The 21,334-nt window shown below is 44.5% G+C and carries 17 protein-coding genes; 14 read left to right on the forward strand and 3 right to left on the reverse strand.

The genetic code is table 11. The annotated features are described in order from the left end of the window. The first annotated feature begins 92 nt into the window (after positions 1 to 92). The 3 genes from MHI12_RS12865 (at position 93) to MHI12_RS12875 (ending at position 2,766) form a co-directional block, all read left to right on the forward strand. On the forward strand, positions 93 to 596 hold the full coding sequence (locus MHI12_RS12865) for a ferritin (RefSeq protein ID WP_076217026.1): 504 nt from the start codon (positions 93 to 95) through the stop codon (positions 594 to 596). Positions 597 to 1,072: 476 nt separating this feature from the next. Beyond that, the gene (locus MHI12_RS12870; RefSeq protein ID WP_405172571.1) at positions 1,073 to 1,813 is read left to right on the forward strand and encodes a polysaccharide deacetylase family protein; all 741 of its coding nucleotides are present in this window, start codon (positions 1,073 to 1,075) and stop codon (positions 1,811 to 1,813) included. Positions 1,814 to 1,857: 44 nt separating this feature from the next. After that, on the forward strand, positions 1,858 to 2,766 hold the full coding sequence (locus MHI12_RS12875) for a hypothetical protein (RefSeq protein ID WP_405172572.1): 909 nt from the start codon (positions 1,858 to 1,860) through the stop codon (positions 2,764 to 2,766). A gap of 186 nt (positions 2,767 to 2,952) precedes the next feature. Here MHI12_RS12875 and MHI12_RS12880 read toward each other — a convergent pair whose 3' ends face one another. From MHI12_RS12880 to MHI12_RS12890, 3 genes are all read right to left on the reverse strand, one after another. Beyond that, entirely contained in the window at positions 2,953 to 3,552 is a 600-nt protein-coding gene (locus MHI12_RS12880) for a response regulator transcription factor (protein WP_036608692.1), read from the reverse strand. Next, positions 3,549 to 4,697 (reverse strand): sensor histidine kinase, encoded by a 1,149-nt coding sequence (locus MHI12_RS12885; RefSeq protein ID WP_405172987.1) that lies wholly within the window; start codon positions 4,695 to 4,697, stop codon positions 3,549 to 3,551. Before MHI12_RS12885 ends, MHI12_RS12880 begins: the two co-directional genes overlap by 4 nt. Before the next feature lie 87 nt (positions 4,698 to 4,784). Further along, complete coding sequence (locus tag MHI12_RS12890) at positions 4,785 to 5,843, reverse strand: fatty acid desaturase (protein ID WP_405172573.1); 1,059 nt, start codon at positions 5,841 to 5,843, stop codon at positions 4,785 to 4,787. Positions 5,844 to 6,217: 374 nt separating this feature from the next. Between MHI12_RS12890 and MHI12_RS12895 the strand changes: the two genes are divergently transcribed. The 11 genes from MHI12_RS12895 (at position 6,218) to MHI12_RS12945 (ending at position 21,203) form a co-directional block, all read left to right on the forward strand. Next, on the forward strand, positions 6,218 to 7,057 hold the full coding sequence (locus MHI12_RS12895) for a YitT family protein (RefSeq protein ID WP_017688839.1): 840 nt from the start codon (positions 6,218 to 6,220) through the stop codon (positions 7,055 to 7,057). 538 nt (positions 7,058 to 7,595) lie between these two features. Then, positions 7,596 to 8,825 carry an ROK family protein gene (locus MHI12_RS12900; RefSeq protein ID WP_405172574.1) on the forward strand — a complete coding sequence of 410 codons (1,230 nt, stop codon included), beginning with the start codon at positions 7,596 to 7,598 and terminating at the stop codon, positions 8,823 to 8,825. A gap of 36 nt (positions 8,826 to 8,861) precedes the next feature. After that, on the forward strand, positions 8,862 to 9,914 hold the full coding sequence (locus tag MHI12_RS12905; protein ID WP_405172575.1) for an ROK family protein: 1,053 nt from the start codon (positions 8,862 to 8,864) through the stop codon (positions 9,912 to 9,914). A 49-nt stretch (positions 9,915 to 9,963) separates the two neighbouring features. Beyond that, entirely contained in the window at positions 9,964 to 11,187 is a 1,224-nt protein-coding gene (locus MHI12_RS12910) for an MFS transporter (RefSeq protein ID WP_341007133.1), read from the forward strand. Positions 11,188 to 11,208: 21 nt separating this feature from the next. Then, positions 11,209 to 13,452: a helix-turn-helix domain-containing protein gene (locus MHI12_RS12915; RefSeq protein WP_405172576.1), complete on the forward strand. Its 2,244-nt coding sequence runs from the start codon at positions 11,209 to 11,211 to the stop codon at positions 13,450 to 13,452. A 236-nt stretch (positions 13,453 to 13,688) separates the two neighbouring features. Next, complete coding sequence (locus MHI12_RS12920; RefSeq protein ID WP_405172577.1) at positions 13,689 to 14,063, forward strand: hypothetical protein; 375 nt, start codon at positions 13,689 to 13,691, stop codon at positions 14,061 to 14,063. A gap of 396 nt (positions 14,064 to 14,459) precedes the next feature. After that, positions 14,460 to 16,061, forward strand: a complete 1,602-nt coding sequence (locus MHI12_RS12925; protein WP_339784173.1) for an extracellular solute-binding protein — start codon at positions 14,460 to 14,462, stop codon at positions 16,059 to 16,061. A 110-nt stretch (positions 16,062 to 16,171) separates the two neighbouring features. Beyond that, positions 16,172 to 17,074: a sugar ABC transporter permease gene (locus tag MHI12_RS12930; protein WP_062834078.1), complete on the forward strand. Its 903-nt coding sequence runs from the start codon at positions 16,172 to 16,174 to the stop codon at positions 17,072 to 17,074. A 38-nt stretch (positions 17,075 to 17,112) separates the two neighbouring features. Then, positions 17,113 to 17,985, forward strand: a complete 873-nt coding sequence (locus MHI12_RS12935; RefSeq protein ID WP_076249554.1) for a carbohydrate ABC transporter permease — start codon at positions 17,113 to 17,115, stop codon at positions 17,983 to 17,985. Positions 17,986 to 18,229: 244 nt separating this feature from the next. Further along, positions 18,230 to 19,936 (forward strand): hypothetical protein, encoded by a 1,707-nt coding sequence (locus MHI12_RS12940; protein ID WP_405172578.1) that lies wholly within the window; start codon positions 18,230 to 18,232, stop codon positions 19,934 to 19,936. A gap of 301 nt (positions 19,937 to 20,237) precedes the next feature. Beyond that, positions 20,238 to 21,203 carry a sugar phosphate isomerase/epimerase family protein gene (locus MHI12_RS12945; protein ID WP_405172579.1) on the forward strand — a complete coding sequence of 322 codons (966 nt, stop codon included), beginning with the start codon at positions 20,238 to 20,240 and terminating at the stop codon, positions 21,201 to 21,203. Positions 21,204 to 21,334 lie beyond the last annotated feature (131 nt).

Consider the following 21,334-nt stretch of genomic DNA (forward strand, 5'->3'; position numbering starts at 1 on the left):
CTTTGGCGAATTTTGTAGAAAATCGGTGTAAGTCCTGCTTACGTTATGTTAGAATATAACCATCCCTAGAGAAAGAAAGAGGTGTTTTGATTATGAGCCAAACGTTAACAGAATCTTTAAATGAACAGATGAACTTTGAGTTTTATTCCGCTCATGTATATCTGGCTATGGCAGCCTATTGTTCCAGCAAAAGTCTGGATGGATTTGCGAACTTCTTCATCGTGCAAGCCGAAGAAGAGCGATTCCATGGCATGAAAATATACAAATTCCTGAATGATCGTGGACAACGTGCCACCCTTGCGGCTTTGCCAGAACCGAAGAATGAATATGCTTCGATGCTGGATGTATTTGAGCATGGTTATGCTCATGAACAGCAAAACACGAAAAAATTCTACAATCTGGCTGACATCGCTCTGAATGAACGTGAACATGCAACGATGTATTTCCTGAAATGGTTCATTGATGAGCAGGTTGAAGAGGAAGCATTGTTTGACAATATTATTCAGAAGCTGCGCCGCATTGAAAAAGACAGCAATGCCTTCTACATGCTGGATGCCGAGTTTGGCAAACGTTCGTTCACAGCTCCTGCTGAATAAATGCACGTAGGGAGTCGATAAGATTCCAGCGTCAAAACACCATGTACATACAGCATGAGGTAATGATCCTGAAAGCAATGGGGGCAATCCCCTTGCAAGGGATGATGGTTTGATGCCATATGCTGATTGAAGACAAAGAAGCCTGCACTTGTGCAGGTTTTTTTGCATGCAACGATATTTAATGATTGTATTGTATTGATTTGCTTGAATTGGAGTAAAGGTCTATCAAAATTCTGAATATGGGTAATAGAGGATATGTCACAATTGATCTATCCTGGCGGGATCTTATTTTGCGCAAATCTATCAAATTCGTATTAAATTTTAGGTTTATCTGACAAAAGTGTAACTCTACCGTAGTCTTTGGAGCGAGAACAGGAGCCACTATCTTTGATAGTATTAGGATTAATCGCCAAGGGATGAAGGTAGAAAAACATGGACACCCGGGGAAATATAACACAAAAGGGAGACTTTTAATTATGCTACATATTCGTAAATCTATCATGGTCACACTTGCTATTTTACTAATCATTCCACTATTATTGCCGCAGTCGGTATCTGCCAAATCTGCTGCATCCAAGGATGGTGAAAGCAAAGCGAATTCCAAAATCATATACCTGACGTTTGATGATGGGCCAACCGCTCATACGGGTCAGTTACTGGATATTCTGGATCAGTATCATGCGAAGGCAACGTTTTTCATGCTGGGTCCTCAAATGGAGAAATTTCAGAAGGCTACCAAACGAATCGTAGCTGACGGGCATGGATTGGGTCTGCATGGTGTGACTCACGTTCCAGGCAAATTCTATAAATCTGCATATAGCGGATTGAAAGAGATGCAACAGGCCAATGTAAGTCTGAATAAGGTTGCCGGGGTTAAAACAAGTCTCGTTCGGACGCCATATGGTAGTAAACCATATCTCAAACCGGCATTCCGTAATGTACTGCTGGGACAGGGTGGATTCCATCTATGGGATTGGAATGTGGATTCGGAAGACTGGAAATACCAGAAAGATCACCAGAAAGTTTATAACAGTGTAATGAAGCAAATCCACAATGTGCAAAAGAGTGGAACAACGCCAGTTGTGCTTATGCACGACCAGGAAGCAACGCTGAAAGTATTACCGCAAGTGTTGAAAACATTGAAGGCAGAAGGGTATCGTTTTGAAGTATTAAGCAAAAAAGTGCAGCCGGTTAACTTCTGGAACGACAAGCGTTAATCTTTTTAATTTTTAGATTGGCTACAACGAAGGAGGTACACATCATGAAGAAACAGCCATTATGGATCACGATTCCAGTAACGACAGCCGTTTTACTTGCTCTGGCAGGATGTGGCGGACCGGATTCAAATGCAGCAACATCAGAGAATAGTTCTTCACCAACGACAACAGTGGGGGAGCAGACCGAGACCGGAAGTGGTGGTGCTGATTTCTCTAATGAAAATGAAACAGGAACCAAAGAGAATACGGGCACAACAGATAATAAAGACACATCAGGATCGAAGGCAATTGACAACCAAATTGCCACTGGTCAATCAGGTGTGAATGATGTGATCAAGCAAGTTCGCAACCAGTTGAAGATGAAGGATGCAGCGTTACCCACTTCATTTTCATTGGACAAGGGTACATCTTTGGGGGCGGCAATACTGTCCAATACTGCTGATGCATTTAAGGTAAACTTCTACGCTACTACTCAGTCTGTTGCCATTAATGATCAATCTTTAACTGCATCCGACAGTAAGATACCTGTACTGGCTTCCTATGAAGTGAAGACCTATAAAGACCCGAATCAGCCAGAAATATTCCCTGAGACGGACCTGAAAGATATTCCAGCAGATATGGCTGTGGATCTAGGACATGGCATCAAAGGTATGAGTGAAGGTGCCGCAGGCAGTCAATATCTGACTTGGCAAGAAGGTAGATGGACGCTGGAAATTCGTTCGGTTTCCGAAGATGAAATGAATAATCCGGGCATAGCGAAGAAAATGGTGGAGTACCTGGAGTCACATACGTTGCCAGTACCCAAAGATAAAGGTTATATCAAGGTTGAATATCCAAGTGGTGGACAGTCTGTTCATGTAACGATCTCATGGCAGGACGGTAACCAAATTCATCAGCTTAAGACCGATCAAGTGCCATTAGAAGCTCTTGGCATGGTTGTATCTGTGAAATAAATCTTGAGTATTTTACGGATATTCTGCAATGTAGAAGAGATGAGTGTTGGATTGTTACGATACACATAAAAAAGCTTGGCCCAGGAAGAAATTGCTGGGCCAAGCTTTTTATTTTGAGCATGTTATCGCAGCTTAAGCAGCCGGGGTACATGCTTATTTTTGTTTCAATGGGTTAAAGCGGTGCTTTCATTTGAACCACCCTTTTTCCTTGGAGCGAGTGATGGCCTCAATCCGGTTACTGGCATTTAACTTGTTGAGAATAATGGAGATGTAGTTACGCACCGTGCCCGTTGTGATGAACAGATGCCCGGCGATTTCCTTGGTGTTTTTCCCATCTGCCATAAGGCCTAGTACGGCATTCTCCCGTTCTGTCAGGGGATTTTCTTCTACATAAGCTTCATCTACCAAGTCGGGAGCGAAGATGCGTCTGCCATTCATAACTTGGCGGATCGACTCGGCAAGTTCTTCAATTGGACTGTCTTTGAGCAGGTAACCACGGACACCGCCCTTTAGGGCACGTTCGAAATATCCGGTCCGGGCAAAAGTGGTCAGGATAATGACCTTACAGCTCATTCCTTTGAGTTCTTCTGCGGCTTCAAGGCCGCTTTTTACGGGCATTTCTATATCCATCAGACAGATGTCTGGTGCAAGCTCCTGAACAAGGGCAAGGGCTTCCTGGCCGTTGCTGGCACGTCCGACGACTTCCATATCTTCCTCCAGATTGAGGAGGGAGGACAAGGCGCCGAGCATCATGCGCTGATCTTCCGCGATTACAATTCTAATCATGATTCTGCCTCCTTTATCGGTTTGCGAACGAGTTTCGGAACATGAATAATGATCGCTGTACCCGGGATGTCTGTCGCAGAGCGAATATCCAGACAACCGTTCACAAATTCAAGTCGTTCCTTCATGCCCAAAATTCCTGTTCCGCGCCGATCCTGTTTGCGAGTTCGTTCTATTCCAACACCGTTATCTTGAACGGTTAATACATTATCCGATAGTGTTTCTTTAATGATGATAGTACAGGTTGTTGCCTGGCTGTGTTTGACGACATTCGTGACAGCTTCTTTCAAGCACATTCCGAGCACATTTTCATTTAATTGTGACGTATCCTGTAATTTCGGATTACCTTCCAGCACAAATTCAATCGAAGCGGCCTTCAGAATCTGCTCCGCCCGGAACAGTTCATCGACCAATTGTGTACCACGCATGGTAGTGACCATTTCCCGGACTTCCTTCAGAGCTGTACTTGCCGTTTGTCTGAGGTCGTTCAATTCAATCTCGGCCTGATCGGGATTATTGCGGAGCAGCCGTCTCGCCAGATCGGTTTTCAGACCGATCAGAGAGAGCTTCTGTCCAAGTGTATCGTGCAGGTCACGAGCGATACGCTGGCGTTCTTCCATTTTTACGAGATCATCAAGTCGCTTGTTCGCATTCTCCAATTGGCCTTCCAATTGTTCAGTTTTGTTTTTGTTATACGTACTGATTGGGAGCAGGATGGAGGCCATTAAGCTGATGAATACAAACGGGAGTTGGCTCACCAACAGAGAACTCTGATTAATGAAGCCGTAATTAATGGTTACGAAACTGGCTCCCAGGTTCACCGAGTAGAGGGTGAAGAAACCGGCTTTATTTTTAATATTCCCAATAAAGAAAGCAAGAAACAATGAGAAGTAGGCATAATCATAGGCGATCGTCATCGTAATGGATATGGCAATAAGCATTCCAATCCACATGTACACCTGCCAGCCCTTGGTGATGAAGGCGAGCAGGTAACAGACGAAGAAGACGAGGATAATGATGATGCCGGTTACCATCGTCCATAATTTAGAATATTGTGATATAAAATAGAATGGCAGGATGAAAAAGGCGAGCCATACATAAAGGTTCAACCCTGTTTTTTTATAAAAATTTTGCATCCACTTTTGAATGGAATTCTCCTCCTTGCACTTGTACTCAACTTTAGCATGACTGTAGCATGACTATGGCTTGAACACAAGAAAACGAATCCGACAGAGTTAAGGCTTCTCTGTCAGACCCGCTGGATTGGTTACTCGGATAGGCGGTTGAACATACGGCTTGCGGGATAAGCTTTTGAGCTGTCTGAAGCTAATAAACTGTTTAGAATCTTCATCCCACAGACGGAAGCGCAGGGCAACCAGACTGGAACGTAATGTAATAGTAGTTGCTTTTTGCAAAGGTGGTGTTGCGTTATGTGCTTCTTCCAAGAAATAGTTAGGTACACGTGGGCTCAAGTGATGCACATGGTGAAACCCGATATTACCACTGATCCATTGCAATAATTTTGGCAATTTGTAATAAGAACTGCCTTCAACAGCTGCTTTTACATAACTCCACTCATCTTCATGTTCAAAATATGTCTCTTCGAACTGATGTTGGACGTAGAACAACCAGATACCAAAGAAACCGGAGAAGAAGAAGATAGGTGCCTGCACCATTACAAAAGCCTGCCATCCGACTAACCAGGACATGAATGCATAGAGCACTACGATCAATACGGTAGTCAGGTGTGTATTGATACGTTCTTTACGTCTAGCACCTTTGCGGTTAAAACGGTAAGCCAACAGAAACACGTAAATGGGTCCGATACAAAACAATACAAACGGGTTACGATAAATCCGATAGAAGAGACGACCCCAAGGAGAAGCTGCTTTGTATTCGTCAACCGTCATAACCCAGATATCACCTACACCACGTTTGTCAAGATTACTGCTTGTTGCGTGATGGATAGAATGCTCGTTTTTCCACTGCTGATAGGGTGTAACTGTTAAAACACCCGTAATGGTACCGAGAATATCATTGGCGCGTTTGCTCTTGAAGAATGAACCATGACAGCAGTCATGGAAAATAATAAAGGTCCGAAGTACAAATCCGGATGCCACCAAGGCAATCGGGAAGGTCAGCCAGTAGGAAACCGATAAGCTAAAGTAAGCTGCAGCCCATAACAAGAAGAGCGGGAGCAATGTATTGATTAACTGGCGGATACTTAGTCTGAGATCATTTTTTTCGTAAGGGGTAACTTCTTTTTTTAAGGCCATTTCTTTTGATCTGTTCATAAAATTGTGTCCTCCTTCAATCGTTATAACTGTAATCAGCTACAACTTGGCGTTTCCCGCTAGACTTTCCTGTAGGAAGCGTTTTTATCATTGTAAAACAATCCGAACATGACAGTAAGTCATAAACGTCAGCCTTCTGTAATGATGAATATCAATGATGGACCATGACATTTGTCATGGGTGTATGATACTCAATAGCTCTGCAGAAGACAGAAGAGCAGGTTTTACAAATTCCTTTGCACAAATCACGCAACAATTTGTATTATGTATACAAATTTTGTTGAGAGCATGGTAAAATCTATCCTTGAGTGGTTATGACAACTTATGAGACGGGTCGATTAGGTTGATTTCTGATGGATTGGATGGAATGCATAATGAAGAAACGAATTACGGATATCCTATTTATTATGGCAGGTGCATTTCTGTTTGCACTGGCGGTGAACCTGTTTGTCATCCCGAACGATTTGGCTGAAGGCGGCGTCACGGGTATCACGATTATTTTGTATTACCTGTTTGAATGGTCCCCTGGACTGATGAACTTGATCCTGAACGGTATTTTGTTAATTGTGGGATATCGGTTTCTTGATAAAACAACTACGGTGTATACGATTATTGCGGTTGTATTCAACTCGTTGTTCCTGCATCTGACGGAGAGTTGGACGATTGCATCGGATGAACTCTGGATCAATACCATTTTTGCCGGATTATTTGCCGGTCTTGGTATTGGCTTAATTGTTAGAGTGGGAGGCACAACGGCGGGAACAGTGATCCTGGCCCGACTTGCCAACAAATATCTGGATTGGAATATCAGTTACGGACTTCTGTTCTTCGATCTGATTGTGGCTTTCTCCTCATACTTCATCATTGGACCGCAAGGATTAATGTGTACAATTGTCTTGCTGTTTGTTGGAACCAAAACAATGGAGTTCATTATTGAAGGGCTCAATCCGAAAAAAGCCGTTATGATTATCTCTTCCAAACAGGATGAAATCGCAAAGCAAGTCATTGAGAAGATGGATCGCGGAGTAACCGTCCTGTCCGGTCATGGCTATTACACAAAAAATAAGAAAGAAATTCTATACATTGTGATTAGCAAACAGGAAGTTTCTATGCTGAAGAAGATTGTCCGAGCAGAAGATGAGATTGCTTTTATCACCATTCATGACGTGCGTGATGTATTTGGTGAAGGATTTATTGAACTCTCCAAAACTTGATGAATATGTATATAAGGAAGAAAAGGAGTTGCGGGGAAATATCACCGCAACTTTTTTGATAGGTTAATGGTACCCGGTAATTAATCTAGCTCAATAAGAAAGAACCCTTCTCCGAAGAGAAGGGCAAAAGAATATTAATAATGTTTTCTTTTTTTGACTGGACAATATTCAACAGTGACACAACAATGTTTTTTACACTTTGTAGGGACATATTTAATTTTGGTAACACAAGTTTTCGTAATTTTTTTGTAAAAACACTTTGGTCTTGGATGATGACATTTATGATGTTTTCTATACATATTAAAACCTCCCTGATCGTGATAAGGTATTCTATGAGCGTGTCACTGTTTCGGAAATGTATAAACGTCTATTATTGTATAATAATTCCTTTATTAGGCTTTTGTGTTACAGGTGAAGGTTGGTTCTTTCTAGTAAAAGAGTGCAATGACAAAAAGCTGTACACCGACCAAGCACGATGATATATTGAATTTAATCAATTTGTTAATAAACCTAACTAACTATTAGAGGAGGCGATAACATGGCTGGCACACCGCAGTATATCCGCAATCTGAATGAAAATCTCATTATGGATGCCCTGATAACTCAGGGAACGATGTCGAGAGCGGATATCAGCCGTCAGACCGGACTTAGTAAACCAACGGTGTCTTTGGCGATCGAACATCTGATTGACCGTAATCTGGTGAGGGAAATGGGGAGAGCTGACAACGCTCAGGGTCGCAAAGCAACCCTCATTCGTTTCAATGAAACGGCTTATTATGTCTGTGGTATAGATATCGGCGCAACACGTATTCGGATTGCATTATCCGATCTGAATGGAGAGATCATTGCCTATCGAACATATCCTATGGTTGTTCAAAAAGCTCATGAGCCAGCAGAAGCGACGATGTTGGAGCTTCTTCGAAGCCATATGAACGAATTGCTTGATAAGAATCATCTAAACTGGGATCAGATTCAATGCATCGGGTTTGGTATACCAGGCGTAGTGCTGCCTGATTCAGGGCGTATCCATCGTATTGTGGACCCGTTAGCAGGTCTGGAAGAAGCTTTCTCTCTAGAGTCGTTGTCAGGAGCTTTTCCCTGTGAAGTAATTCTGGAAAATGATGTGAATCTTGCGGCGCTTGGGGAGTATCGGAGTGGTGCAGCAGCAGGGTATCCCTTGTTTGTTTTTTTCTCGATTGGTACAGGGACGGGTGCTGGCATCATGGTACATGGCCAACTGCTTCGAGGTTTAGGTGGCTTAACTGGCGAGATCGCAGAGATGCTGGTGGACGATGGTCGACGTCTGGAGGAAGTGCTATCCGCTGATGGTCTGATGCAACTGGCGAAAGATTATCTAGATCAGCATGATGAACTATTATTGGAAGCTGCTGATCCGGGTGCAGATGTAAATGTTGATGTAGTTGCAAATGATCTTCACAGACACCTGACTCCCGAGAAGTTATTTGAAGCTGCACGTAGTGGAGAAGTAGAGGCGTTAGAGATTTTAAAGCAATACAGCCAGAAGATTGCTTCAGCACTGCGGCAGATTAGCGTTGTGCTTGCTCCAGATCTCATTGTGCTTGGCGGAGGTGTAGGAGGAAACGGTGATGTGTTATTGCCTTTACTGAGGCAGATCATATCTGAGCAATTCCCGGTGCAACCACAGTTAATCTGTTCCAAGCTTGGTGAGCAGGCTGTTGTCACTGGCGCGGTTCAAATAGCCATACAACAAACGATGCTGAACCTTCAGCAGGAAGCCATGGAATAAGAGGTTGGATATACAACATGTGAGGAGGGGAAAGGGATGACAGAATCCGTGAAAAACGTAAGTAATGATTATCAGTCCAATCAGGATGGTACGGTTAGAGGGGATCGATCCGGCTGGATTGCAGGTATTGACATTGGAGGAACCAAAACATTAATGCTCTTGTCATCACAACAGGCTGGAAGTGAAGTTCATGAACGTATCTTGCCTACGCTTGCCAGTGATCAGCCGGATGAGTTCTTCCGATGGTTATTCGCTGAATTGGAAACGTTCTGCCGCGAAGTTGGATGCAGTCTGAATCAACTTTCCGGTGCAGGCTTGGGATTCCCTGGTGTGATTCTGCAGGAGGAGGGGATACTGCGAAATGCTCCAGCTTTTCAGTGGCCTGAGCTAGATATTCGCCCTGTTATTGCGAAGTATTACAGCGGGAATATTATGTTGGACAATGATGTGAATCTGGCCGCAATGGGAGAATATGATCGAGGGGCAGCGCAGGGACATCAACACTGTGTGATGGTCACGGTTGGAACAGGCATTGGAGCTGCTCTTATCCTGAATGGACAACTCTACAGCGGCCAGAATGGAGCAGCAGGTGAGATTGGGCATTTTATTGCAGGAGACGAAGGGCTTCATACCGGTTACGTTGCTGATGCGGATTCCTTTGGCGTATTTGAGCAAGTGACTTCAGGTACGGGAATTACCGAACAGGCGAGGCGTTATTTTGCTGCTGGAAAGGGGAGTTCCTTATCCCTGATTATGAGTCTGGCAGGAGGGGAAGTGGAACAGATTGAAGCCAGACATGTATTCAGAGCAGCCGAATCAGGTGATGTTGCTGCACTTGAGATTCTGGAACTGCCTATGCGTTATATGGCTAGAGGTCTGGCGAATATTACGGCTTTACTCAATCCTTCCATTATAGTGATCGGTGGTGGCGTGGCTGCATCCAACCCATCCTATTATCTAAATGAAGTGCGCACGCGCCTCCAACGTTACACTGTTCTACCTACACTTTTAGCTGTAGCTGAACTGGGGAACAAAGCAGGAGCAATCGGGGCATTGGCTGCAATCAAATCGAGTCTGACACGCACATAAAAATAGAGAATAGGCGAAGCAACTACAGAAATAAAGGATGGAGATCCGGATGAGAAGTAGACATATGAAGGCTTACACAGAGAAAACAAAAGCCGATTCCAATGATGCAAAACGTGTTTTACTCAAATTACAGGGCCTATATCTGTTTATGGGGCTTGCCGGGGGGATGTTTAACCCGTACATTAATCCCATATTGGTAGCACAAGGGTTTTCCAGCAAAGAAACCGGATTTATTATGGCGTTTGGCACACTTGTATCCATTATTCTTCAACCTATATGGGGAATTCTGGTAGATAAGTTTAAAAAGACACGGTTCGTCCTGGTGATAAGCCTGCTTGTTCCTGCGTCGTTAGCGTACTTCTACAATATTCAAGTGTACTTTATATTAATATTGATTTATACTTTATGCACTATATTCCAAGTGACTCAAATACCCGTTGCTGACTCCTATGCGGTTACAGCCGCGAGAGCCGCAAACACCTCATATGGCATGATCCGACTCTTCGGCAGCATAGGAACGGGAGTTGGTGGATTTGCCGCAGGGATGTATCTCTCCCAGTTTTCCATTCACATGTTATGGCTGCCATTTCTCCTGTTTAACATTCTGAGCGCTATACTGGCAAGTACACTTCCCCGGCAGACGAGTATCTCCTCGTCCTCGGTAACCTTCTCCGTAGGTTTGGCAAGATTGCTCCGAAACCGGACATTCCTTCTATTTCTAACAGGTTGTTTCCTGGTTAACCAAACGCTCACTGCGTTTAACTCCTTTTTTGTTATTTCATTTCAGATGGCTGGCGGTTCTGTGACCATGACGGGTACAGCACTGTTGCTGGCGTCAATTACTAATGTTCCATCCATGTTGGCAGCGGCATTCATACTCCGAAAATGGGGGCATGAACGGACGATGCTGCTTGCAGCAGGGGCGTATATGTTACGTTGGGGGATACAATGGCTATGGCCAACACCTGAGGTCATGATTGGCGTTCAGGTGCTGCATGGGTTATCCTTCGGATTCTTCTATATCGCAGCAGTGGAATATGTGGCTTCCGTTACGGGACGTGAGATGCAGGCCACAGGACAAAGTTTATTTAACATGGTGTTTGCTGGCCTGGGCGGAATTGTTGGTAATATGCTTAACGGATATTTACTCGATTCCGGCGGTCCATCACTGATGTATCTGGCTTGCACGATCAGTGCGGCACTAGGATCGGTGATTCTGTATATCGTCAGCAGGCAGGCCAAAGAACAGAGAAGAGCATACTCATTAGAATAGAAATGGAAGGAGTTGGAGCCTATGAAAGTAAATCTGAAGCGGAATTGGCACACCAAGTTGATGTATTCGTATTTTCCTATTTTTCTGCTTACGATTTCCATTCTGATCTTTCTCTCCTTCCTGATTGTCAACGAACTCTCACGTAACGAAACACAAAAAGCCGATATGATCTCCACCCGCTATATCGTGGATACATTGGAGCGCTCGTTAAGTGACATTGAACTTCGGTTGCTTGAAGACATTGGTGCAAACAAAACATATAGTCGCTTTCTGGAAGCTGGCCAGAGACAATTATCGAGTCAGTTCATCTATGATGCGGCAAGTGGGCTGGGACGTATGCTGGATCAGCAGGATATGATTCAATCCATTTATCTCTATCGTATGTCCGATTCCCAGATTCTTACGCCCAGAGGCATGATGCGTTTGGAAGATTTCGAAGATCGTGCCTATATTGAGCAAGCCTTGAAAGATCGGGAGAACCTCGGTTGGAACCTGCCACGTGATTATAAGGAACGTTCCTTCGACGTACCTTCACAGGTGATTAGCATGAATAAGTGGCTTCCGTTACCGTGGGGCGGGGAAGGACTGCTCGTCATTACCATCCGCATGTATGCAGTGGAACGGCAGATTGATAACATGACCAATGAAAAGTTATCTGTTCTTCAGGTTCGGGATAAGAGCGACAATCTGATCTATACCGCGCATCAAATGGACCCTTCAGCAGGTGAAATCCTTAATCGTGTGACTGCGGACAAACTTGGTCTGGTCTTTGAGAGTGGTATTCAATCCGGACAACTGTATTCATGGGTATCCCTTGTTTCTTATGTGTGGATCGGTATTGGTTTATTAACGATTGTTGGTGCGGTGGCGGGACTAATCTACATTACTCGGAGAAATACACGCCCCATTCAGCTGATCATGAATCGAATTCAGGCGTTACAGCCACGTGCCGAGGAGGATGAAGCTGCTCCATCTGTCAAAGATGAACTGGCACTCATCGACCGTGCGCTGGAACATTTGATTGCTCAGACGGTTGACTATGAGAAACAACATCATGAAAACTTGCTGATTCATCGCAGACAGTTGCTTGTTGATCTGATGGAAGGGGAGCGGATGGATTCGTTCCGTCAGCGACTTCGCCATCTGCAACCGCTAGAGGAACGATTCATGGAACCGAAGAGTGTTGCCGTGCTCATTGCAGAGATGAATGGTGACGATCTCTCGACCAATCAGAATATTCTAAAGATTGCGCTCATGAACGTAGTGGAAGAACTTGTGCAGAACGAGACTCAATTCGGTGGTTGGGCTGAATGGTTTGGGAACCGCAGGCTTATTGTGGTGATTGCGTCGGATGAGCAGGAAGGACTGGACCGTGAATTGCTTATGGATCTGGCTAAGCAGATGCATATGTGGATTGCGGAAAACTTCCGCCTCCGGTTTACGTTTGGGATTGGACGAACCGTATCGGGCTGGGATGAGATTACTCGATCCTATGCGAGTGCAGATGCGGGTTTGCGGCATAGACTTACCCTTGGTAAAGATGCCATCGTTCTCAGTGAGCAACTGCCGGATCGTATTGAGCTGCAATCGTACAAGTATTTGCAGATGCTCGCAGACTTTGTCCGTGAATTCAGACTAACCGGCGATGGTTGGCGAACGCAGCTGGATCAGATGTTTGTTGCGTTTAATGAAGATCAGATTACAGATAACGATATTCGCATGTTGCTGCAGGCGTTAATCCAGATGTTGTCCCGTGAATTCGGGGAACTGTCTGAGCGTTTGCAAAGCCAATTTGCCGAGGAAATCCTGACTCGTCTTCGCAGTGATATCCAGCAGGTGGAGACACTGGAGGGGATTCAAGAGATTTTGCAGGAGTGGCTTAAAGAGGTTTATCGCAATTATGTATCTGTAAATGAAACGAAAAGTCATCGCGCGATGATCAACGAGCTGCGGATATATATTGAAGAGCATTTTGATGATCCGGATCTGTCGCTGAAACATCTGAGTGATCGGTTTCAGATCTCGGGTAAATATGCGAGTTATCTGTTCAAGGAAGAGTTTGAGATGAAGTTTGTTGATTTTCTGGTGAAACTGAGGGTCGAAAAGGCCTGTCGTCTGTTGTCTGCATCCGATATGGCTGTTCAGGATATTGCTCTGCAAGTGGGCTATGCCAATGCCATCTCCTTTGGCAGAGTATTCAAAAGGATTATGGGCGTGACACCAGGAGACTACCGCAAGCAGAGTGGAAAACAAGGAGATCAATAACGGAATTGCACGTGTTAGAACATCCGAGTATCGGGTGAAATCCAATAATCTTAGAGATATCAATGAAATCTCCTGAATGAGGCAATAAGGTTTTTCCCTTATCGTCCTTTGCAGGAGATTTTTTGGATGTTCAACAACGATCTTAGGCCAGTGTAGCTGGTATGTTGTTATGGAATTTTACGAATGTCCTATACTAGCATTATGACAATTCATAGATTAATAGGGCAGGAGTGAAGATGATGTACAAACACGGACAGCAAGTAGGGGGATCGGTAGATATCAGTAAACAGGTTACCATCACAGCAAGCAACAACACATTTACATTTCATGTAGATGACTCGTCATATACGATAACTATACCTGTTGGTACCTACAAGACAAGTCAACAAAGGCATGAATCCGAACTTATTCAGGCCATTTCGAAGGCAGGGGCGGCTCAGAACATTCCTGTACGATTTATTTTGGGCGGAATGCATTATGATGAGAAGTATAATGTGTTGATTTTGGAACATACGGATACGAACAACGAACATGTTATCGATCAATTTGCGGGAAATGCCATCGATACGTTGTTTGGTCAAGTGAAGTTTAATCTTCCACCGAGGAATTAGTACGTTGAATCGTTCTACACGTGTTGCTAAACAAGGAGATCACATAAGATGTGGTCTCTTTTTCTTTTTTTTGAAGAGAAATTCTATGGAAAAAGGATTATTGCAAGATGGGTGATGCCAGATTGGGTATGAGAAGTCGACCTTAACACAACATATTATGTTAATATATCTAACGTTAGTGTCGTGAAAATTGTATATTGTCAGGAAATATGTTTATATATCGCGGTATTTAACTTAAAAAACGTAAATTTTACATTTTGAAAATAGTTTATTGTCTAAATATCAGATCGTATGTAATGATTAGTGACATTCACAGGTGCAACAAAATGGGATGAACAAAGTGGAGTGGCAATCATGTGAATTCATTCAGAGCGTGTGCGAAAGGGGAAAGGTCAAATGAGATTATTTCAAAGACGTAAGGCAGGCAAGGCAAGTTCAATCCTCGCAGTGGTAACAGCATTCACTCTATTATTATCTGCATGTTCATCAGGAAGCGAATCAACATCTTCATCTGGAGAGTCGGGTTCGGGAGAAAAAACAACTTTGAAAGTAGAAATCTTCGATCGGGGAAACACTCCGGCGGGCTACACCATTTCGGACAGTTATCTGACTCGCTTCATTCAAGAGAAGTTTGGTGATCCAAACAACATCGATGTTCAGTTTGTTCCGGTACCACGCTCGGAGGAAGTACAGAAACTTAACGTCCTGATGGCGAGTGGCTCTGAAGTACCTGATATCGTCTTTACCTACGATTCGGGAACATTCAATCGGTATGCAGAGCAAGGAGGTCTGACCGAACTTACGGATCTGATCAATCAAAGCGGTCCTAACCTGAAGAAGTTCCTCGGAGATGAAACGCTGGCCTACGGTCAATACGATGGACAACAGTTTGCGGTTCCAGGTAAACGTCTTGTACTTGGCAAGTATGCATCCTATGTTCGTCAGGACTGGCTGGATGCGCTCGGATTGCCTTCACCTGAGACAGCTGAGGAGCTGCATACAACACTGAAGGCCTTTAAGGAAAAAGATCCGGGTAAGGTTGGCACAGGACTTATCCCAATGGGGATGTCGATTGCCTCGGCTCAATATGAACCCCTGATCTGGTCATTCATTGAACCGCTAACGGAAGAACAAAAATATACATTAACGCAGCAACTGGGTTCCAATGACTATCCAACGTTGTTGCCTGGTTTCAAGGACGCTCTGAAATATATGAACACACTTTATAATGAAGGATTAATGAGTAAGGACTTTGGACTCGACAAAGACAAGAAAAAGCTGTGGGAAGATGTATCTAACGGCAAAGTTGGATTCTACACCGAGGATGCGGGGGAGATTTACATCTCCGGTACGTACAAAAACCTGCAAACCAATCAACCGGATGCAGTGATGACACCGATTGATGCATTCAAAAACTCCGAAGGCAAATTTGCCAAACCGGCATATGCACCCAATGCAATGTATGTCATGATTCCGAAATCGAGTAAAAATGCGGAAGCAGCGATGAAGTATCTGGATTGGATGGCTTCGGGCAACAACCTGTTCGACCTGCAATTTGGTGTTGAAAATGAGAACTATGAACTTGTGGATGGGGTACCACTGATCAAAGATGATGCTTCTCCTGAAATTGCAGGCCGTATCTATAATTCTGGTGACATTGCCATTATCGTGAACGGTAAATACGTTGGGGATGACAAGAAAAATGAAGAGGCCTACGTCGTTCAGGTAGAGTCGAAGTATCGGGATGATATGCGCAAGTCGGTAGCGATCTCTAACACGGACACCATTCAACCGGTGCGCTTCTCCAAACCGATTGATGCAGAAGCACGTTACGGTAACGGCTTGAAAGACAAGTTTATGGAGTTCTTCGTGAAAACAACCATTTCCAAACCCGCTGATTTTGAAGCCACGTATGACAGCATGATGAAGGACTACATGGCGAGCGGTGGCCAAGCAATCCTGGATGAACGTACAGAAGCTTACAAAGCGATGAAATAAGTAGAGTAGAGATCACATCTAATGTGTATGACAACAAAGAACAGGGATTTCATTAGGCGATGGCAACATCGCCTTGATGAAGAATCCTGAAAGACATGGGGGGAAGGTTTATGAAAACAAGCATCTATTTCCGCAGAAACTGGCAACTATATGCGTTGCTCCTACTGCCCATGATCTACTTCATTATTTTCAAGTATGGGCCAATGTATGGCGTGCAGATTGCGTTCAAGGATTTTAACTTCTTTCAAGGGATCTCCGGTAGTGAGTGGATTGGCTTGGATGCATTCAGAGAAGTATTTCAAAATCAGGGGTTCTACACTGCATTACGCAATACGTTAGTGCTTAACATGCTGGATTTGCTGGTTTCCTTCCCGGCGCCACTTATACTGGCTATCTTATTGTTTGAGCTGAAAAAGGCCTGGTTCAAAAAGTTGGCACAGACTTTACTGTACATTCCTCACTTTATTTCGTGGGTCATTATTGGAGGGATTGTACTTCAGGTATTCGGTACACAATCCGGTTTTATTAACAATATCTTAATGAGCATGGGATTTGATCCATTACCTTTCCTTTCAGACAAAAACTATTGGCTCTTCACGTATCTTGCGGTAGGTGTGTGGCAGAGTGCAGGCTGGGGTACGATTCTGTATCTGGCATCCCTGACGGGAATTAACCGGGAACTCTACGAAGCGGCTGAAGTGGATGGAGCAAGTCGGTTACGCAGAATCTGGCACATCTCCTTGCCCGGCATCAAAACAACGATTGTTACCTTATTGATCATCAATGTCGGCAACATGATCTCTATCGGCTTCGACCGACCATTTATTATCGGTAACGTGGCTGTACGTGAATACTCGGATGTGCTCAGCACGTTTGTCTATCGTGTCGGTTTACAATCTGGTCAAGTTACGCTCGCAACAGCTGTAGGTTTGTTCCAGGCTTTAGTTGGACTTGTCTTCATACTCGGAGCGAATTATACGTCCAAGAAATTGACCGATGAGAGCATTATGTAGTGGATTGATTCACATATGATCTGTAAGGAGTGAGTAAGATGTCTGAAAACACGGCGAATCGAATATTCAACACGGTAAACGTCATTCTTATTATCATTACGATGGTGCTGTGTCTTGCACCATTCATTCATATTATTGCAATCTCGCTCAGCTCAAACCGGGCGATCGGTTCAGGGGAAGTTTCCTTTTTCCCCAAAGAGTTATCCTTTGAGGCGTATACCAAAGTATTTGCAGATGGATCAATGATTCGTTCCCTGATCTATACGATCTGGCTGACCGTCCTAAGTACGGTGCTAAGCATGGTGATGACCATTGCAGCGGCATATCCACTGGCGAAGAGTAATCTGAAAGGGCGCAAGTGGTTCATGCTTGTCATTGTGGTAACGATGTTCTTCAGTGGCGGCATTATCCCCGAGTACATTCTGATCAAAAATCTACATCTACTCGATAGCACATGGGGACTTATTCTGCCTGGATTGATTAGTCCGTTTTATATGATCATCCTCATTACCTTTTTCCGAGGTATTCCCGAAAGTCTGGAAGAAGCAGCAGGCATTGATGGAAGCAGTCACTTCGGAACACTTATGCGCATTATTTTGCCGCTATCCCTTCCGGTTATGGCAACACTGAGCCTATTCTACGCGGTAGGACGGTGGAATGGTTTCCAGGATGCACTCATGTATATTACGAAGCCTGAACTATACCCTTTGCAATTGAAATTGTATCAGATGATTCAGCAAAACCAGATTACAGAACTGATGCAGAACGAAGGTATTGGTGCTGTTCAAGTCCTGCCTGAGAGTCTGAAAGCAGCCAGCGTTATATTCTCAACGTTACCGATCCTGCTTGTGTATCCGTGGTTGCAGCGGTACTTTATCAGTGGCGTAATGGTAGGTGCTGTAAAAGGTTAATAGAGGTTGTTCAAAAAGTTCACTTTTGATTACGAATGATGCCTAGTGGCATCATCAGCATCGAATATGAAATTTAGCCGAAATAAGCGGGAGGCTTACGAAGTATGTTTCCTTCGGAAACATTGTAGTTGCTCACGTAGTTGTCCTACGCTCCGCTACTCGATTTCTAGCTTAATTCCATCTTCTTGGTACTGAAAACTGATCTTTTTGAACACGCACCTATAGTCTCGGGAGGTTGCATGAAATGACACAAGGAATGGTAGAAAAGATGTCGAAAGAACAGCAGTATCTTGTAAATCAGTCCATGACGATGATGGATAGCTTCTATGATAAGGAACTGGATCTGCTTCGGAGTTTCGAAGAAGAGGATTCATCGCAGCACAGCACACGAGCCAGTGCGCATTATGCGCTCGGGTTGTTGATTCGAAATGAGCCTGGTGATGTGGAACGCGCGATACGGGTGTTCCACAAGGTGCTCGATGTTCAATATGACGCTCCAGATGAGATCTATCACGGAACCTTCGCGACCCGACCAACTGATGTGCATCCACCAGCGGGTCACTATGCTTGGAAATCTTTTGCGCCAGGCACGGCCTATTTCCTGGAACGCACCTTTGAGAAGGTGTCTGCGCAGTTTATCCATAAACTACAGGAAGATGGATCTCTGCTCACAGAGGCGGCAGATCCCAAACAACTGAAGCACATGTTTCATTCGGCAGTGAATCAGGTACTGCCACCGGTCTGGATCAGTTATGATCCCAACTGGCGTGAGTTTATCGCTTGTGTCTGTGTGGTCGTAACTGCCGAATTCTCCGAACTTATGCCGGAGACACTCATGAAACGGATGGATTATGCGATGGAACTGGCTGTTCAAGGGTCAGTAGAACGAAGATTATCCGACGTAATTCCAATGAACACCAATATCGAGTTAATGCATATTTTCATTACCCACTACTACGGCCATCGCTTGAACCGGACAGAATGGATTCGGCATTCGGATGAACAGGCGGAGGGATTGATGAAGGAGTTCGAACAATACGACGGCACATTCGCCGAGTTCAATACGACAACGTATTACGGAGTGGATCTGTCCGTGCTTGGCATGTATCGAAAGTATGGACTCACGGAACGTTTGATCGAAATTGGACACCGGATTGAACATGGGCTGTGGAATAACATTGCGCTATACTACAATGCCAATCTGGAGAATCTCTCCGGCCCGTTCTCTCGGGCGTACGACATGGAGATGCGAGAGCATAGTTCAATCGGTGTATTTATCTATCTTTTGCTTGGTGAAGGGTATGAGTATCTAACAGGAATCAACTGTGAGTCAGGTCATGATCCACTGATTGCGCTCCTTGGGGTGGATGTGCCAGCGAAGGCCGTGCCGTATTTCAAGGCTCATCAAGAAGATCGTCTTGTACAGAAACAGTTCATGGAACTGTGTGAGCGCAATGATCCAACGTCGAATCGTAATCTGTGTACAGCCAAAGCGTGGATTGGTGAGGATCGGATGATTGGGGCCATGTCCGGAAGTGTGAATACCAACGGCCAGATGCATCCCGCCACGATCCACTGGCAGACGAAGACGGGTGAGCGTTATTATCTCCGCTTGATCCGCCGTGAGGTAGGCGAGGGGTGGAATAGTCATCTGCGCGGAGTAACGTTCGATGCGGATCTCACGCCAGATTCGTTAACGATTGATGTGGAATTGGATACAGAGGAAGAAATCGACGTTTATTTTGAAATCAGAGGGCCATCCCTTCGTCAGCAGGATATTACACCAGTGTTATGGCAGTTCCCGGGACTTACGTGTACCATGAAGGCTGAAGCACCTGAACCATCCGTGTTAATGTACGTGAATCATGTGGAGATCATCTATCGTTATGTGGCTGGGAAGACGGCAAACAAGATGAGATTTGAATTGACTCTCCGTGAAGACAACGGATAGAGGAATAAATAGGTATATAAGATGAACTGAACATTTACACGAGAACGAAGAGTGCAGAACCGATCTGAAGAAGCGGAGCGTTCGCCTGAAAGCTTTCTGCAAGAAAGCTGCATCGGAAGCATAAGCTATCACCGGATTTTTCCCTTTGGAGAAGGGGATCTAAAAAATCTGGGGATAACAGCGATCGGAAGATGGTACTGTAATTGGAATGATCTAGTGTAAAGTTTATTGGTTCAACTTATACAGATAGAGATAAATGGAATATGAATGGGCGATAGAATGAGAGACAGGAGGACCAATCATGTATACAGACAAACAGGAATATTCATTCTCAACATGTTGGAATATCAAACGTCATACGACCGGACAAGGCATGATCGAAGAGATCAAGTCTCTTGGATTCAGACAGGTGGAATTGAATTACAACGTTACGGAAGAGATGTTGCAGACGATAGAACCGATGATTGAACGGGGCGAGATCGGTGTATCCAGTGTGCATAATACATTTCCACATGTGGCTGATCCGGATTACGGGACGGATTCCGTCCTGCTCGGATTTGATGATGAGCCGCGCCGCAAACGGGCGATTGAACTCTTACTTCGCTCAGCCGAGTACGCACATCGTTATGGGGCCAAGGCTGTCGTTGTACATCCGGGTGAGGTTCCCTTTGAATACAATATAGATGAAGCGTTGAAAAAGATATACCACGATCAGGGGCCAGATTCACCGGCATATCAATCTTTATGGCAAGAGATGCTGGAGAAGCGGGAAGATGGCAGTGCTCATTATCTGAGCCGGATTCAGGAGAGTCTGGAAGAGGTGTGTGACTTGTCTGAGCAGCGAGGATACGGGGTAAATTTCGGTATTGAGACCCGTTCACGCTGTTATCAGATGCCGACTTTGCACGAAGCAGGAACGATTATTGGACAAATGAAGGGCGCGCCGCTTGGTCTTTGGTACGATATTGGTCACGGTATGATGATGGATCGAATGGGGCTGTACGATAATGTACGTGAGGCTAACGCGTTGATTGATCACGTGGTTGGCGTGCATATTCATGAAACCGTAGGGTTGGCAGATCATTGGTGTCCATACATCCATAGTAAAGACATGACATTTTTTGATTCGTTTTTGGATATTATCGACCGTTCTCCGGTGAAAGTATATGAATTAAAAGCCGCGTGTACACCGGACGAAATCAATGAGAGTCATGGAATAATCACGGCTCGTATTGCTGAACGTCATGCGGCGCGTCAGCGCGGATAGGGAGCACACGCATCAAGCATGAATGCACCTTATAGGAAAACCTCATAGTAAAGTAAATCAACAGATAGAGCGCTTCAGAACAAACCTAAGGTTGCATTACAGGGTGTTCTAGCGCTCTTTTGTTGTTCTTT

Origin of the sequence: Paenibacillus sp. FSL H8-0280 (genome assembly GCF_045040665.1) — a bacterium.
GTDB lineage: Bacteria > Bacillota > Bacilli > Paenibacillales > Paenibacillaceae > Paenibacillus > Paenibacillus xylanexedens_A.